General features: G+C 52.7%; 15 protein-coding genes. 9 read left to right on the forward strand and 6 right to left on the reverse strand.

Going from position 1 to position 14,203, the window contains the following annotated elements; genetic code table 11:
* Nucleotides 1-7: 7 nt before the first annotated feature.
* Complete coding sequence (locus ABXT50_RS04835; protein ID WP_415273759.1) at nucleotides 8-784, forward strand: inositol monophosphatase family protein; 777 nt, start codon at nucleotides 8-10, stop codon at nucleotides 782-784.
* Between the two features lie 2 nt (nucleotides 785-786).
* Complete coding sequence (locus ABXT50_RS04840) at nucleotides 787-1,971, forward strand: CynX/NimT family MFS transporter (RefSeq protein WP_415273760.1); 1,185 nt, start codon at nucleotides 787-789, stop codon at nucleotides 1,969-1,971.
* Here the strand turns inward: ABXT50_RS04840 and glpX are convergent.
* Together glpX and ABXT50_RS04850 are read right to left on the reverse strand one after the other, a co-directional pair.
* Complete coding sequence (glpX, locus tag ABXT50_RS04845; RefSeq protein WP_415273761.1) at nucleotides 1,968-2,945, reverse strand: class II fructose-bisphosphatase; 978 nt, start codon at nucleotides 2,943-2,945, stop codon at nucleotides 1,968-1,970. The genes ABXT50_RS04840 and glpX overlap by 4 nt on opposite strands.
* Nucleotides 2,946-2,981: 36 nt before the next feature.
* The gene (locus tag ABXT50_RS04850; RefSeq protein ID WP_415273762.1) at nucleotides 2,982-3,350 is read right to left on the reverse strand and encodes a hypothetical protein; all 369 of its coding nucleotides are present in this window, start codon (nucleotides 3,348-3,350) and stop codon (nucleotides 2,982-2,984) included.
* A 147-nt stretch (nucleotides 3,351-3,497) separates the two neighbouring features.
* Here ABXT50_RS04850 and cysK point away from each other — a divergent pair, with 147 nt between their 5' ends.
* Nucleotides 3,498-4,448, forward strand: coding sequence for a cysteine synthase A (gene cysK / locus ABXT50_RS04855; RefSeq protein ID WP_415273763.1), 951 nt, complete (start codon nucleotides 3,498-3,500; stop codon nucleotides 4,446-4,448).
* A complete protein-coding gene (gene cysE / locus ABXT50_RS04860) occupies nucleotides 4,445-4,975 on the forward strand; it encodes a serine O-acetyltransferase (protein ID WP_415273764.1) in 531 nt (176 codons plus the stop codon). The genes cysK and cysE overlap by 4 nt, the downstream gene beginning before the upstream one ends.
* Nucleotides 4,976-5,012: 37 nt before the next feature.
* On the opposite strand, the gene ABXT50_RS04865 is transcribed toward cysE, so the two are convergent.
* A complete protein-coding gene (locus ABXT50_RS04865) occupies nucleotides 5,013-5,909 on the reverse strand; it encodes a DMT family transporter (protein WP_415273765.1) in 897 nt (298 codons plus the stop codon).
* A 57-nt stretch (nucleotides 5,910-5,966) separates the two neighbouring features.
* Here ABXT50_RS04865 and ABXT50_RS04870 point away from each other — a divergent pair, with 57 nt between their 5' ends.
* The gene (locus ABXT50_RS04870) at nucleotides 5,967-6,563 is read left to right on the forward strand and encodes a nitroreductase family protein (RefSeq protein ID WP_415273766.1); all 597 of its coding nucleotides are present in this window, start codon (nucleotides 5,967-5,969) and stop codon (nucleotides 6,561-6,563) included.
* Here ABXT50_RS04870 and typA read toward each other — a convergent pair.
* Complete coding sequence (typA, locus tag ABXT50_RS04875; RefSeq protein ID WP_415273767.1) at nucleotides 6,560-8,461, reverse strand: translational GTPase TypA; 1,902 nt, start codon at nucleotides 8,459-8,461, stop codon at nucleotides 6,560-6,562. The genes ABXT50_RS04870 and typA overlap by 4 nt on opposite strands.
* A gap of 86 nt (nucleotides 8,462-8,547) precedes the next feature.
* Between typA and ABXT50_RS04880 the strand changes: the two genes are divergently transcribed.
* Nucleotides 8,548-9,144 (forward strand): ATP-binding protein, encoded by a 597-nt coding sequence (locus ABXT50_RS04880; RefSeq protein WP_415273768.1) that lies wholly within the window; start codon nucleotides 8,548-8,550, stop codon nucleotides 9,142-9,144.
* Here the strand turns inward: ABXT50_RS04880 and ABXT50_RS04885 are convergent.
* The gene (locus ABXT50_RS04885; RefSeq protein WP_415273769.1) at nucleotides 9,141-9,776 is read right to left on the reverse strand and encodes a DedA family protein; all 636 of its coding nucleotides are present in this window, start codon (nucleotides 9,774-9,776) and stop codon (nucleotides 9,141-9,143) included. The two genes, ABXT50_RS04880 and ABXT50_RS04885, sit on opposite strands and share 4 nt — an antisense overlap.
* 147 nt (nucleotides 9,777-9,923) lie before the next feature.
* On the opposite strand from ABXT50_RS04885, the gene ABXT50_RS04890 reads away from it, so the two are divergent.
* The 3 genes from ABXT50_RS04890 (at nucleotide 9,924) to ABXT50_RS04900 (ending at nucleotide 13,028) form a co-directional block, all read left to right on the forward strand.
* Complete coding sequence (locus ABXT50_RS04890) at nucleotides 9,924-10,478, forward strand: hypothetical protein (RefSeq protein ID WP_415273770.1); 555 nt, start codon at nucleotides 9,924-9,926, stop codon at nucleotides 10,476-10,478.
* 9 nt (nucleotides 10,479-10,487) lie between these two features.
* Nucleotides 10,488-11,603, forward strand: coding sequence for a calcium/sodium antiporter (locus ABXT50_RS04895; RefSeq protein WP_415273771.1), 1,116 nt, complete (start codon nucleotides 10,488-10,490; stop codon nucleotides 11,601-11,603).
* Between the two features lie 72 nt (nucleotides 11,604-11,675).
* Nucleotides 11,676-13,028: a dihydrolipoyl dehydrogenase family protein gene (locus tag ABXT50_RS04900; protein ID WP_415273772.1), complete on the forward strand. Its 1,353-nt coding sequence runs from the start codon at nucleotides 11,676-11,678 to the stop codon at nucleotides 13,026-13,028.
* Nucleotides 13,029-13,100: 72 nt separating this feature from the next.
* Here the strand turns inward: ABXT50_RS04900 and ychF are convergent, their stop codons facing one another.
* Entirely contained in the window at nucleotides 13,101-14,174 is a 1,074-nt protein-coding gene (ychF, locus tag ABXT50_RS04905; protein WP_415273773.1) for a redox-regulated ATPase YchF, read from the reverse strand.
* Between the last annotated feature and the right edge of the window lie 29 nt (nucleotides 14,175-14,203).

The following is a 14,203-nucleotide window of genomic DNA, read 5'->3' on the forward strand; positions in this document are numbered from 1 at the left end:
TGACAAGATGAACGATTTAGAGCTTGCACAGGTCCTCGCGAATGCCGCCGATGAAATATCACTATCGCGCTATCGGGCACTGGATCTAAAAATTGAAGCGAAACCCGACAGGACTCCGGTAACCGATGCCGATCGGGCAGTGGAACAAAAACTTCGGGATTTACTGAAGCTTTATCGCCCAGCCGACTCTGTCATCGGAGAGGAATTTGAAAACACTGGTGACTCGCAGAGAGCCTGGATTATCGACCCGATCGATGGCACCGCAAACTATCTGCGAGGTGTTCCGATATGGGCAACTCTGATTGCTCTTCGCGTTGACCAAGAACTAGTTGCCTCGGTCGTCTCCGCCCCGGCCTTGTCAAGGCGCTGGTGGGCCGCTAGCGGCAAAGGGGCCTTCACCAAAGACATTGATGGCACCGTGAGAAAACTAGCGGTATCGGGCATCTCAGAGCTTGCCGATGCGACTCTAAGTTTTAATTCATTGGAGCAGTGGCGTGACGCGGGATACCTGGATCAGCTCATGGAACTTTCAACTAAGGTTCTTAGAACTCGCGCTTACGGTGACTTTCTGAGCTACATGTTCGTTGCCGAAGGCGCAATTGAGATTGCATCCGAGCATGACTTGAAGGTTTATGACATTGCGGCCTTGGTTCCTATTCTCCTTGAGGCTGGCGGGATGATCAGCTCATTTTCCGGTCCATTAGAAAACGACACCTCAACAGTTCTAGCAACTAACGGAAAGCTGCACGAAAAAGCGCTTCAAATTCTTCAGACAGACTCTTAGCTTTGACCGAACGCAGGACAAAATGGCTGGCGATCGTAGCAATCGCGCTACTGGCACTAAACATGAGGACCGCCGTTAGCTCTTTCTCTCCACTGGTTACCTACATACAAGAGGAAATTTCGCTCCCCATTGTGACTATTGGCCTACTTGGGATCGCGGCTCCACTAGCTTTCGCAATAGCCACCACAATGGCAAACGTTCCAACCAGAAAAATCGGTGTTGAAAAAACACTTATTGCAACCTCGCTACTAATTATTGGCGGTCATGTCCTTAGGGCCCTGTCCTGGGACTCGACTGCCTTATTCGTGGGCAGCATGATGTGTCTTTTGGGCATGGGGATTGGAAACATCCTGATGCCTGTAATCGTTCGAAAGTATTTCCCAAACCGAGTGGGCTTGATCTCTAGTCTTTACATCTCGTTAGCAGCCCTCAGCGCATCAGCGGGCTCGTTCCTGGCTGTTCCGTTTGCAGATTTAGGCGGCTGGCGCTTTTCCCTCGGACAGTGGGCGCTGATGGCGGCACTTACCCTGCTACCACTCATTGCCCTTCGAAAAAACTCCACGCCCGAGAAGCCCCCACCCGGTGTAGTCAAACAAAAGGCAATCTGGCGCTCGCCAACGGCCTGGGCAATATTTGGGACCCAGGGAATGACTTCCGTTTTCGGATACGTGAGCTTTGCGTGGCTGCCACTTTTATTGCTTGAACACAATTCGGTGAGTGTGGCAGAGGCTGGAGCACTATTGTCACTGTTTGCAATTTTGGGGCTCCCAGCGGCACTGATAATCCCCGGGCTAGCAGTCAAGTACAAGCGGCTACACGCCCCGATTATTTGGTTTTCGAGCTCCATGGGAATGACCGGAGCACTGGGTATTCTTTGGGCCGATGGGGCGCACCTCTGGATTTGGGTTGCGGCACTGGGCCTTGGACCGACGATGTTCCCTCTTGCCCTTACCCTCTATAACCTGAGGTCGAGGGAACGTAGCACAGTGCTCGCCGTTAGCTCGTTTGGGCAAGGAATGAGCTACACAATGACCACGATTATTGTGTTTTTGGTAGGAGTCTTCCGAGAGATCACCGGAGGCTGGGAATTTGCTCTTTGGATGTTGTTTGGGGTTGCTTTATTTAGTGCTTTGATGGGGATTCAAATTGCCAAAAACCACTTCGTTGATGACGAGCTGGCCCACTAGAGCCAACGGTCAGCTTTGTATTCGGCCACAACAGTTCTTACAGTTCCGGATCTCCCCCTAATCACCAATGACTCAGTGATTATGGTCTTGCCAAGTTTTTTTACACCCGCGAACAGCATGCCGTCGGTTACCCCGGTGGCAACAAAGAATGTGTTGTCAGATTTCACCATTTCGTTGGTTTCATAAACATAGTCAAACTTCAAGCCAGCATCGAGGCCGCGCTTTTTTTCTTCCTCGTCGCCAGGAGCAAGAATCCCTTGAATAAGGCCGCCTAGGGCCTGAATGCCGCAGGCGGTAATAATTGCCTCTGGCGACCCTCCCTTACCGACGCACATGTCGATTCGCGAATTTTCTCTCGCGGCCTGAATGCCGCCGGCAACATCGCCGTCTCGAAGCAATCGGGTCGCCGCTCCAGCACTTCTGATTTCATCTACGAGCTCGGCGTTATATTCGCGGTCTAAAACTGCGACCAGGATCTCAGCCACTGGCTTGCCGGTTACTTTTGAATAAGCACGGAGGTTTTCATCCATTGACTGCCTAATGTCACAGACTTCGATTCCGGCTGGGCCGGTCACAAACTTGTCCATTTTAAAAATCGTAGAAGCATCGAGCATTGAACCACGATCCGCAACCGCTATGACAGAAATAGCATTCTGCCTTCCGGCTGCCGTCAGTGACGTGCCATCGATTGGATCAACGGCGATGTCAACCTTCGGGCCGTTACCAGTTCCCACGATTTCACCGTTGAACAACATTGGAGCGTTATCTTTTTCGCCCTCACCAATGACTACGAGGCCCTCGAAGTTAACGGTCCCCAAGAAAGCTCGCATTGCATCGACTGCCGCGCCGTCAGCCGCATTCTTGTCGCCTTTGCCAATGAATGGATAGGCACGAATTGCCGCGGCCTCGGTGGCTCGCACCAACTCCAGTGCCAAGTTACGGTCGGGGTGCAGTTCCGGAGGCGATACATTCATGCTCTTAGGTTACTGATGCCAGAAGTGATGTCACGGTCAGTTTGAAAAATCAACGCCGTATCCGGAGCACTTTTCCGCGATACTCGCGGTTAGTTCGGCGACCTTGTCCGAAGTTCCCTGCGCAGGGCTTGATTGGCTTAGTTGTTTAGCAAGCTCACCGAGGTCGGCCGCCAATTCAGTCGAGAGCAAAAAATCAACCTGCTCTCCGACAATCGAATCGAGCTGGGTAATTACGCCGGAGTCAACTAGGCCTTTCTCATAGGCACCAGAGATGCCGCTCAAGGTGGAGCTGAGTGCCTTGCATGCAGCGGCATCAGCTGCAGTGGAGGCCACTTCTTGGATACTGCAGCCAGCAATGCCAATAACGCCGAGTCCCAAGAGGACAGCAATAGAGAGTTTCTTCATCGATTCAAACAGTATTTGCGATCGCTCCGATTCCGACTTAGCCACTCTTGCCAAATCAATACCCAAGACGTAACAATCGGCAATAAGGACTTATGCACACCCCACTCTGGTTAGAATCTTGTAGCCTCGACTTTTAGGACTGATCTCTTGCGTATTTACAACAACATCACCGAAGTGTTCGGTAATACCCCTCTTGTCACCCTGAACAAAGTAACCGACGGTGCCAAGGGCACTGTCCTTGCCAAGCTCGAGTTTTACAATCCGTCGTCCTCAGTGAAGGATCGACTGGGTATCGCCATGGTGGACGCCGCAGAGAAATCAGGCGAGCTCAAGCCTGGCGGGACTCTTATCGAAGCCACCAGCGGAAACACCGGCATATCACTGGCTATGGTGGGTGCGGCACGCGGCTACAAGACCATTATCGTCATGCCGGATTCCATGAGCATGGAGCGCAAAATCTTGATTCGTGCCTACGGTGCGGAGCTAGTACTCACTCCTGCGGCGGAGGGCATGAAAGGCTCAGTTGCCAAGGCCGATGAATTAGGTAGGACAATCGAAAACGCAGTCATGATGCGCCAATTTGACAATGAAGCCGGACCCGACATTCACCGGAGGACCACCGCCGAGGAGATTTGGGCCGATACCGATGGCCAAGTCGCTGCCCTAGTTGCGGGAAGTGGCACCGGCGGCACCATTACTGGAACATCACAGCGACTGAAAGAACTCAATCCAGAGATAAAAAGCTTCGTTGTTCAACCGGCTTCTTCTCCAATGTTGACCGGAGGCGATGCAGCCGGTCACCCGCTGGCGGGAATTGGGCCGAACTTTATCCCCTCAATACTCGACACCAAAAGCTATGACGAAGTTATTAGCGTCCAAAATGCCACAGCATTTGAATTTGCAAGGCGAACTTCCGCCGAAGAAGGTATTTTGGCCGGCATCTCGTCGGGTGCTGCGCTGTGGGCAGCGTGCCAAGTTGCAGCACGCCCAGAGTTTGCCGGCAAGCAAATAGTGGTGATCGTTCCTTCATTTGGTGAGCGTTATGTATCTTCAACTCTTTACCGCGACCTGCAAGATGAATACCAGAGCAAGCTTTGAGCTTTAGGGAAGACATTCGCGCAGGACTTGAGCGCGATCCAGCCACATTGAGTGCATGGGAGCTGTGGTTCACGTCCGCAGGTCTCCACGCGATTTGGCAGTATCGTCTGGCGCACAGATTGTGGAATCTCCGGCTCCGAACGCTGTCAAGAATGGTTTCAAACCACGCTAAATTCTTCACCGCCATTGAGATTCACCCCGGTGCAACAATAGGGAAGCGGTTCGTTATTGATCACGGCGTCGGCGTCGTTATCGGTGAAACAGCAGTAATCGGAGACGATGTATTGGTGTACCACGGCGTTACCCTCGGCGGTAAAACCCTGGACCCTGTAAAGCGCCACCCCACGGTCGGAGATAGGGTAATTCTCGGTGCCGGAGCAAAACTAATCGGCAATATTCGCATTGGTAATGACTGTGCCGTTGGTGCTAACGCTGTAGTGACCAAGGACATGCCAGCCGGGACTGTTGCGGTCGGTGTTAATGCCAGATTGCTCAACATTACCGGAGACGATCTATACCTGATCTAGCTCCTGAAATGCTTCCGAAGCCCATTCGAAATTCTGGTTAGGCCGGAGTTTCTGGGATCTCTCTTTTTTTCTCAGTGCCCCCGGCTAAGTAAAGACCTATAGCAATAAGTGGTAATCCAACCGCTAACCCGATGGTGATCGGCTCGTTCAAAAACACGATACCCAGTGTTAGAGCTACGGCAGTATTGACGTAGGTAATCAGAGTGGCTCGGACGGGCCCAACTTCCTGAATCAACATGAAGAAAACCACAAATGCCAACGCCGAACACACCAGCCCCAAAACAATAATCGCCCAGATGCTAGAGGTGGTCGCTTCGGCCAACTCGTCGCCCAAGCCGGGCAAGGAAAACGGCGCGTATATGATTGAAACCATCGCCATGCTGACACCAATTACCCCCGCACTCGGAACATGGTTTAGCTTTCTGCTTGCGATAATCGGTGCTATTGAGTAGCCCACGGCGGCCAGAATGACCATCATCACAAATAGCGGATTCACTGCACCCAAGAATGAGTCGATTCCGACTAAAACAACAACGCCGAAGAAACCGATTAGCATTCCAGCCAATGAGCGCGGACGCAGAGCCTTACGATCCTTTAGGAAAATAGCCAGCACCGCTACGGCAAAAAATGGCACAGTTGCAATCAAAAGACCGGCAAGACCGGAAGATATGTTTTTCTCAGCCTCGGTAATCAAAAACCAAGGACCCACCATCTCGATAAGTCCAAACATCACCACATAAGGCCAGGCTCTCAGTGCTGGCTTTAGTCCACCGGTCAAAGCCGCGTAAGGAATCAGAACCAGCGCGCCAAGAAAAGTCCTGGCAAAAACAATCGTGGGTGTTGAGAAGCTCTCTAGAGCAAGTGCGATAAAGAAGTATGGGAGGCCCCAGAATAGGCCAGCCATCGAGAACAGAATCAAACCTCGAGATGACACTCCCTAATGTTAGTGTCCGAAGGGACTAATGACTAACCGGGTACTGTTGTAGTAATTATGAGTCCTTTAATAGAAAAAACTGCCCAAACTAGCGCAGACCTACACCCACTTATCTCTAACAGGTGGAGCCCAAGAATCTTTGATTCAAGCTACAAGCTGTCTGACGCCGAAGCGACGAGCCTTGGCGAAGCCTTCCGCTGGAGCCCTTCAAGTAGCAACCATCAAAATTGGCACGTGGTGATTCTAAGATCCGGAACCGATCTATTTGCGAAAATGTCAGAATCCGGACTAATGGGATTCAACCAAGCCTGGGCTCCACAGGGATCTGCCTATGCTGTGTTGCTGGCCGATACAAAATTTGATGGTGAACCTAGAAACCAAGGTGGTACCTTTTTCGATGTTGGTCTGGCAGCGAGCCAGCTGGTTACCCAAACCGAAGCTATGGGCCTCAAGGCTCACTACATGGGAGGCGTCAATCACCAGATCGTCTCGGACATAGTCGGCGCCAAGAATCGGGAAGTTATCTGCGTAATTGCGATCGGCAAGCAAGGCACAACTGAAAACCAGAGCGCAGAGATAGTCGAGCGAGAAGTAGCGATAAGAACGCGAAAGGACCCCGCCGAAATCTATTCAATAGATTCCAAAATCGCCTAGCTTTCGGAAGCGCGCTTTCTGGAAGAAGCATGGCGTGCACGAACGTTTGGATCGAGCTCCAGCTTTCGAATTCTGGTGGCTTCTGGCGTGACCTCAACACATTCGTCTTCGCGAGCAAATTCCAGGCACTCTTCCAAAGAAAGCTTCTTGGGAGGAGTTAGGCCAACAAAGTTGTCAGCAGAAGCAGCTCGCATGTTAGTGAGCTGCTTCTCCTTTGTGATGTTGATGTCCATGTCATCAGCCCTAGAGTTCTCGCCTACTACCATTCCGGCGTAGACCTCACTGGTTGGTTCAACAAAGAATGATCCACGCTCTTGCAGCGCGATCATCGCAAATGGCGTCGCAACACCGGCTCGGTCTGCAACCATAGATCCATTTTGTCGAGTAACAATTGGGCCGAACCATGGCTCATAGCCAGCAGCCAGTGCGTTCGCGATACCGGCACCCTTGGTTGTGGTCAGGAACTCAGTTCTAAATCCGATAAGTCCTCGTGATGGAACCATGAACTCAATTCGCACCCATCCAGTTCCATTATTGGTCATGTTGACCATGCGGCCCTTGCGGGCGGCTAGAAGCTGCGTGACAGCACCCAAGAACTCTTCTGGGGTGTCAATGGTCAGGTCTTCAACCGGCTCGTGCACCTTGCCGTCGACCTTCTTGGTAACTACCTGTGGCTTGCCGACTGTTAGCTCATAACCCTCGCGACGCATCTGCTCAACAAGAATGGCTAGAGCTAGCTCGCCTCGTCCCTGAACTTCCCAAGCATCTGGACGCTCGGTTGGAAGAACTTGAATCGAAACGTTACCGATCAGCTCGCGATCTAGTCGATCTTTCACCAAACGAGCGGTGACTTTGGCGCCCTTGACGCGGCCGGCCATAGGAGAAGTGTTAATACCAACGGTCATCGAGATCGCAGGATCGTCAACTGTAATTAGCGGCAACGGCCTGATGTCATTCGGGTCACAAAGTGATTCACCGATGGTGATGTCCTCGATACCGGCAACAGCCACGATGTCTCCAGGACCGGCACTATCGATTGGCATACGCTCCAGGGCCTTTGTTCCAAGCAGCTCGGTAATTTTTACGTTCTGAGTGGTTCCGTCTTGACGAGCCCAGGCAACTGTCTGACCCTTCTTGATTTCACCGTTAAAAATCCTAAGCAGAGCTAGGCGACCAAGGAATGGAGATGAGTCAAGGTTGGTGACGTGGGCTTGCAGTGGTGCGCCTTCTTCGTAAGTAGGAGCCGGGATGTACTTCAAGATTGCCTCAAATAGAGGTTCTAGGTCTTCCGAGTCTGGAAACTGACCATCTGCTGGCTTGTTTAGTGATGCTCGACCAGCTCGGCCTGAAGCATAAATAACAGGAAGATCCAAAATTGCATCGACATCCAAATCCGGCATAGTGTCGTTCAAATCAGAAGCAAGTCCCAGAAGTAGGTCATGACTTTCCTCAACTACCTCGTCGATTCTGGCATCCGGGCGGTCAGTCTTGTTTACAAGTAGCACCACGGGAAGTCTGGCTTCAAGTGCCTTGCGCAGCACGAAACGGGTTTGTGGCAAGGGCCCCTCTGATGCATCAACTAGAAGCAGCACACCGTCGACCATTGACAAACCGCGCTCAACCTCGCCACCGAAGTCAGCGTGACCCGGGGTGTCAATAACGTTTAGGATGATCGACTCACCCTTGGCTGCAGGCCCTTCATAGCGAACCGCCGTGTTCTTGGCCAGGATCGTAATTCCCTTTTCGCGCTCAAGGTCGCCGGAGTCCATGACGCGCTCGCCCTGCGTCCCGTGAGAGGCAAAAGAGCCAGTCTGGCGCAACATGGCGTCCACCAAAGTAGTCTTACCGTGGTCCACGTGGGCCACGATGGCTAGGTTCCTGAGCGCGTTGTTCTTCATTTTTATATAGACCTTGGGTTGGGAAAATTCTGAGGAGGCTGGAATAGCCTTTCTAAGCTTACGGGAATTCCGCCTAAACTCACCATATGCCGCGAAATTTGCTTAGCTACGAAGAGGCCCTTGTTTCGGTTCACTCCAAGCTTGATGTTCTTATGAATACAAAAAACACAGCCATAGTTCTGATTGACGGCAGAGCCGGATCCGGAAAGTCGCGCTTTACCGGCCAGCTCGCAGACTTGATTTTTCGATCCGAGAAGCAACTCCCCAAGCTAATCCACATGGACGATTTATACCCGGGCTGGGATGGCCTCAGGGCAGGGTCGACCTATCTAAACCGAAGCATTCTTCAGCCAATTGCGGCCGGAAAGCAGGCGGCTTGGCAAGTCTGGGACTGGGAATTAGGCAGAAGAGGCACGTCAAACGAACCGGCGAATGGTTGGCGCAGTTTTGAGGGCGGCAATTTAGTTCTTGCCGAGGGCTGCGGCTCTGTGTCCAAGGCATCCAGCGAGCTAGCGGACCTGACGATCTGGATCGAGAGTGACGCGGGCCAAAGAAAGACGAGAATCTCAGCAAGAGATCAGGGGCAGTTTGACTCGTATTGGGCGGCTTGGTCCATTCAAGAAGATGAGTTTTACGAGCAAGAACAAACCACTAAGTTATGCGAGATTACGGTGGAAAACTAAACCCGGTTAGCCCGCCAAGTTCGAACTCCAGCAATAACGCTGAGTGTGATCACAACAAGCGCAATTATGTAGACCGCTGACCTCACGCCCGGGATCGAATAAGTGAAGTAACCGGCGATGGTCAAGCCCGATCCCCAGACGACCGCACCAACAGCATTGGCACTAAAAAACTTGTAGTAATCCATCTTGCTAATGCCTGCTAGGGCAGGCATTATTACTCTTCCCCAGGGCACAAATCTTGCAACAACAATTGACCACCAGCCGTAACGATCGTAAAACTGATCTGACTTGATGATGGCTTTTTGTAACCATTTGCCCTGACGATTATCGAGGTAAGGGCGTCCATAGTGCCGACCAAGAGTGTAGCCAACCTGATCGCCGAGCCAAGCGGCTATGCCGACCCCAATAACCATGACAAAAATATTGATTGAATCAGCGTTGGCTGCCGCAACCAAGCCAGCGGCAAATACCAGAGAATCCCCAGTTATAAAAGGAATAAAGGCACCAATGAACAAACCGGTCCCGGCGAACACGAGACCAAAAACAACCGTGTAGAAGAGGATTGGACCGACTGAATCAAACCAACTGACGATATCGTCGGAGACTGATAAGCGGATTATGGTCGAGGTCACGGAGTGAAGTCTAACTCGCTAATTTTGCAAAATGCTTACCTGCCCAAGCTTGGCTCTTCCAAGCGAAATCTCGAATTTCACACTATGGCCCCAGGGCCAATTGGGGTATTGCTTGCTAGATAGCAACTAGAAGGGCACGATATAGCAATGGATTTGAACTCGGTGATCGCTGAAACTAGAAACTTAATCACTTCGGTAGCGAACCAACTGTCGGCTGCTGGCGCCAACCCTGAGCAGCTTGCAGTATCGACGCCTGCTCGCAGGCTTCTTGGGGCTTTCCCGCTCTCCGCCTCCTACAAGAGGGCCGGCGAGGGCTTTTTGCTTGGTGCTCTTGTGGTCACCACTCATGGGAATGTATTTGAACCAGGCTTGATAATCAGAGCGAGCCTCAAGGTTCTGCCGGGCCATCAAGCTCAGAGCGCTCAGGAGCGAGTAGAGCTGAGGAGGAAACTTCTGGCGGCTAAGTTCCCAGAGGACAGCGCTGTTTTGATTGACCCTCGTCGATTGCCAATAGACGACCTAGAGGCACTGGCAAAAGAAAATGGGCCGCTAGTGCTAAGAGAAATAGTTGTCGACGGGGTTCGTACTCAGCAACTCCTAGTCCGCTGGATGTCGACTGCTTCAGACTCTGACCTTCGACCGCTAGAAGATTATCTGAATGAGCGAGTCGAGTTGGCAATAACCGGAATCGCAGAAGCGTAAGCTACCAAAGTGAATATTTCCGACATCGTGATGGTTATTGCCGGCCTCATTCTTCTTATAGCGGGAGGCGAAGCCCTTGTTCGTGGCGCATCAACTTTGGCCTCCAAAGTTGGATTATCGCCACTGGTGATTGGTCTGGTTGTTGTCTCTGCCGCAACCTCTGCCCCTGAACTGGCAGTGACGGTTGGCGCTGTTCTGGATGGAGAACCCGACCTCGCGGTGGGCAATGTCGTCGGAAGCAACATCGTAAACATTTTGGTGATTCTTGGAATTTCGGCGATCATCAGCCCGCTGGTCATAAAGCGTCAGCTGATTAGGTTCGATATTCCGGTAATGGTCGGTCTCTCGCTACTGCTTGTGCTGGTGAGCCTAGATGGAAGAATCAGCATCTTTGATGGGATGTTGTTACTTGCTGTTCTAGTTTTCCACATAATCATGAGCATTTTGATTGGCAAGCGCACTGCCGCCGAGCCGGATCATCAACCAAATGAGCTACCGGGTAATAGCAAGCCGACATCCATGTGGCTGGCCGCACTATTACTTGCAGTCGGGGTTGGATTATTGGTTCTTGGAGCTCAGTTGCTGGTTTCGGGAGCCGTGAATATTGCTACGGGGCTCGGCGTGAGCAGCCTGGTTATTGGACTGACCGTTGTCGCCCTAGGCACCTCGTTGCCGGAACTTGCCACCTCGATCATCGCTCTCAGGCGCGGCGAGCGAGACATGGCGGTTGGAAACATTGTCGGCAGTAATCTTTTCAACATCGGTGTAGTGCTTGGTCTGCCAGCCATTATTTTCGGCCAGGGCATTCCGGTGCCCTCAGCTGCAATTGCGCTTGATCTCCCGCTGATGCTCGCGGCGGCAGTTGCACTTTTACCAATCGCATTCACTGGCTTCATCATTGCTCGCTGGGAAGGCGTGATGTTTGTGGCACTCTACGCTGCCTACACCCTCTATCTCGTGCTCGCATCAACCGAGCACGATGCGGCCCAAGGCTTCACAATTGTCATGCTCTGGTTCGTCTTGCCGCTACTTGCCGTCACCATCATTGCTGTCACCTCATACGAGGTCGGTTTAGTAAAAGGCCGAAAGCAACGCACCAGGCCCAAAGATGCACCAAGCGGCTAATTAGATTCCAACTACTCGCTAAGCGCTACGGCGAAACTCCACCAAATCGCATGGCTATGCAATGATGGAATCATGACCGAAAAATTCGACTTACTCGTAATCGGCGCAGGAGTGGCCGGAATGTCCGCCGCAACAAAGAGCTCCTCGCAGGGCCGGCGCGTCGCTATCGTTGATGCACTTCCATACGGAGGAACCTGCGCCCTTCGGGGATGCGACCCGAAGAAAATCCTTCGCCGCGGCGCAGAAATCGTTGATGCCGCCCGTATGTTTAGTGGCAAAGGCATTGAAGGTGATCAATTCGGCATCAACTGGGCTGACTTGATGAAGCACAAACACGGCTTCACCGACCCAGTTCCGAAAAATATGGAAGAGAGCCTTCGCTCACAGGGCGTGACCACGCTCCATGGAGTGGCGGCGTTCACGGACGACACGCACGTCGACATCGACGGCAAGATCTATGAGGCGAGCAACATCCTTATCGCGACCGGCGCGCGGCCTCGCGAACTCGACTTTCCCGGGCATGAGCATCTCATCGACAGCACTGACTTCCTGAATCTGCCGAATCTGCCACCCCGGATCGCTTTCATCGGCGGTGGCCTCGTGTCCTTTGAGTTTGCTCACATCGCAGCGCGTGCGGGAAGCTCCCCCGTGATCCTCGACCGTGGTGACATCCCGCTGCAAGAATTCGACCCCGACCTCGTCGAACTTCTCCTGGAGCGCGGCGAAACCGCCGGCGTTGCCGTCCAGCGCAACACGACGATCGCCAGCGTGGTGAAGATTCCCCAGGGTTTTCGGATCACTGTGGAACGCGGTGGGGAGACAGCCACGATCGATACTGACCTTGTCGTGCACGGTGCTGGGCGTGTTCCGGATCTCACCCGAATGGGCCTTGATGCCGGCAGCATCGCCTACAGCCCCAAGGGCATCAGCGTTGCAGGCCACCTGCAAAGCACCACGAACCCTCATGTTTATGCGGCGGGAGATTCTGCGGATACTCCAGGGATGCCGCTCACACCGGTCGCCGTGTTTGAGGCTCAGGTCGCCGCGTCCAACATACTGAAATCCGGCACAGTCACACCGGATTATCGGGCAATACCCGCTGCCGTCTTCACAATTCCCGAACTCGTGCGAGTCGGCTTGCTCGAGCATGACGCCCGCGCGGAAGGCTTCGACGTCGACGTGCGCTACTCCGATACCAGTGGCTGGTATTCGAACTACCGGATTGGAGAGACAGCCGGGGCTACCAAGATCCTGATTGACAAAAACACGGACCGCATCATCGGCGCTCATCTCTTCGGTCACCACTATTCCGAAGTTGCCAACACCATTAGCTTGGCCATGAAACACGGCCTGACCACGAAACAGTTGAGGTCGACTACCGCCGTTTACCCATCAATCGGAGGAGATTTGGCGGCGATGCTCTAAGCAGCCTGCACTCGTATCGGCGGATGTCGTCGTATCCACTAGACGCCTGATCAGAGTAATTTTTAGATCTGGCTAAACGTTAAAGCGGAACTCCACAACATCGCCGTCCTGCATTGTGTAATCCTTGCCTTCGATTCTGGCCTTGCCGAGTGATTTAGCCTGAGCCATGGAGCCCGCACTGTCTAGATCGCTGAACGAAACAACCTCAGCTTTGATGAAGCCTTTTTCAAAATCAGTATGAATAACGCCGGCAGCCTGGGGAGCCTTGGCACCCTTTGGTATTGTCCAGGCTCTGGATTCCTTTGGCCCGGCAGTTAGATAGGTCTGAAGTCCCAAAGTCTCAAATCCGATTCGTGCAAGCTGGTCAAGACCCGACTCGTTTTGCCCGAGCGACGCAAGTAACTCGTTAGCCTCCTCCGGAGACAGATCGATGAGCTCCGATTCGACCTTGGCATCCAAGAACACCGCTTCCGCGGGCTTAACTAGGTTGGCCAGCTCCTGAAGCCGCTCCGGGCTTCCAAGAACTTCCTCGTCAACATTGAACACGAACAAAATTGGCTTTGCGGTCAGCAGGCCGAGCTCTCGAATCGGCTCTAAGTCGATACTTGACAACGACAGCGGTGTCCCGCCGTTTAGGCAAGCCATTGCTTCATCGATTACTACGAGCACCGACGGATCGACTTTCTTGCCCTTGACTTCTTTTTCAAGTCTTGGCCTTGCCTTCTCGAGAGTTTGCATGTCGGCAAGAATCAATTCGGTGTTGATTGTTTCGATGTCTCCACCAGCATCAACTTTGCCCTCGACGTGAATAACGTCACTATCGGCGAATCCACGGACTACCTGAGCGATTGCATCTGCCTCTCGGATGTTCGCCAGAAACTTATTTCCGAGACCTTCACCCTCTGATGCGCCCTTGACGATTCCTGCGATGTCAACAAAAGAAACCGCTGCTGGAAGGATTCGCTCCGAACCAAATATCTCTGCCAGCCTCTTGAGGCGCAGGTCTGGAAGGTTCACAACGCCGATGTTGGGTTCAATTGTGGCGAATGGGTAATTCGCCGCCAAGACGTTGTTCTTAGTCAGTGCGTTGAACAGGGTGGACTTGCCAACATTGGGCAAGCCGACGATTCCGATAGTTAGGGCCACCGGCAAAGCTTATTGCCTCATACTTAATG

The sequence above is a fragment of the Aquiluna sp. Uisw_065 genome, assembly GCF_047731275.1.
Classification (GTDB): Bacteria; Actinomycetota; Actinomycetes; order Actinomycetales; family Microbacteriaceae; genus Aquiluna.

What these genes read in the sequence shown, in the direction of transcription:
- ABXT50_RS04835 (WP_415273759.1), top strand. Translation starts at nt 8, where the DNA reads ATGAACGATTTAGAGCTTGCACAGGTCCTCGCGAATGCCGCCGATGAA.
- glpX (WP_415273761.1), bottom strand. Translation starts at nt 2,945, where the DNA reads ATGAATGTATCGCCTCCGGAACTGCACCCCGACCGTAACTTGGCACTG.
- ABXT50_RS04850 (WP_415273762.1), bottom strand. Translation starts at nt 3,350, where the DNA reads ATGAAGAAACTCTCTATTGCTGTCCTCTTGGGACTCGGCGTTATTGGC.
- ABXT50_RS04870 (WP_415273766.1), top strand. Translation starts at nt 5,967, where the DNA reads ATGAGTCCTTTAATAGAAAAAACTGCCCAAACTAGCGCAGACCTACAC.
- typA (WP_415273767.1), bottom strand. Translation starts at nt 8,461, where the DNA reads ATGAAGAACAACGCGCTCAGGAACCTAGCCATCGTGGCCCACGTGGAC.
- ABXT50_RS04880 (WP_415273768.1), top strand. Translation starts at nt 8,548, where the DNA reads ATGCCGCGAAATTTGCTTAGCTACGAAGAGGCCCTTGTTTCGGTTCAC.
- ABXT50_RS04890 (WP_415273770.1), top strand. Translation starts at nt 9,924, where the DNA reads ATGGATTTGAACTCGGTGATCGCTGAAACTAGAAACTTAATCACTTCG.
- ABXT50_RS04900 (WP_415273772.1), top strand. Translation starts at nt 11,676, where the DNA reads ATGACCGAAAAATTCGACTTACTCGTAATCGGCGCAGGAGTGGCCGGA.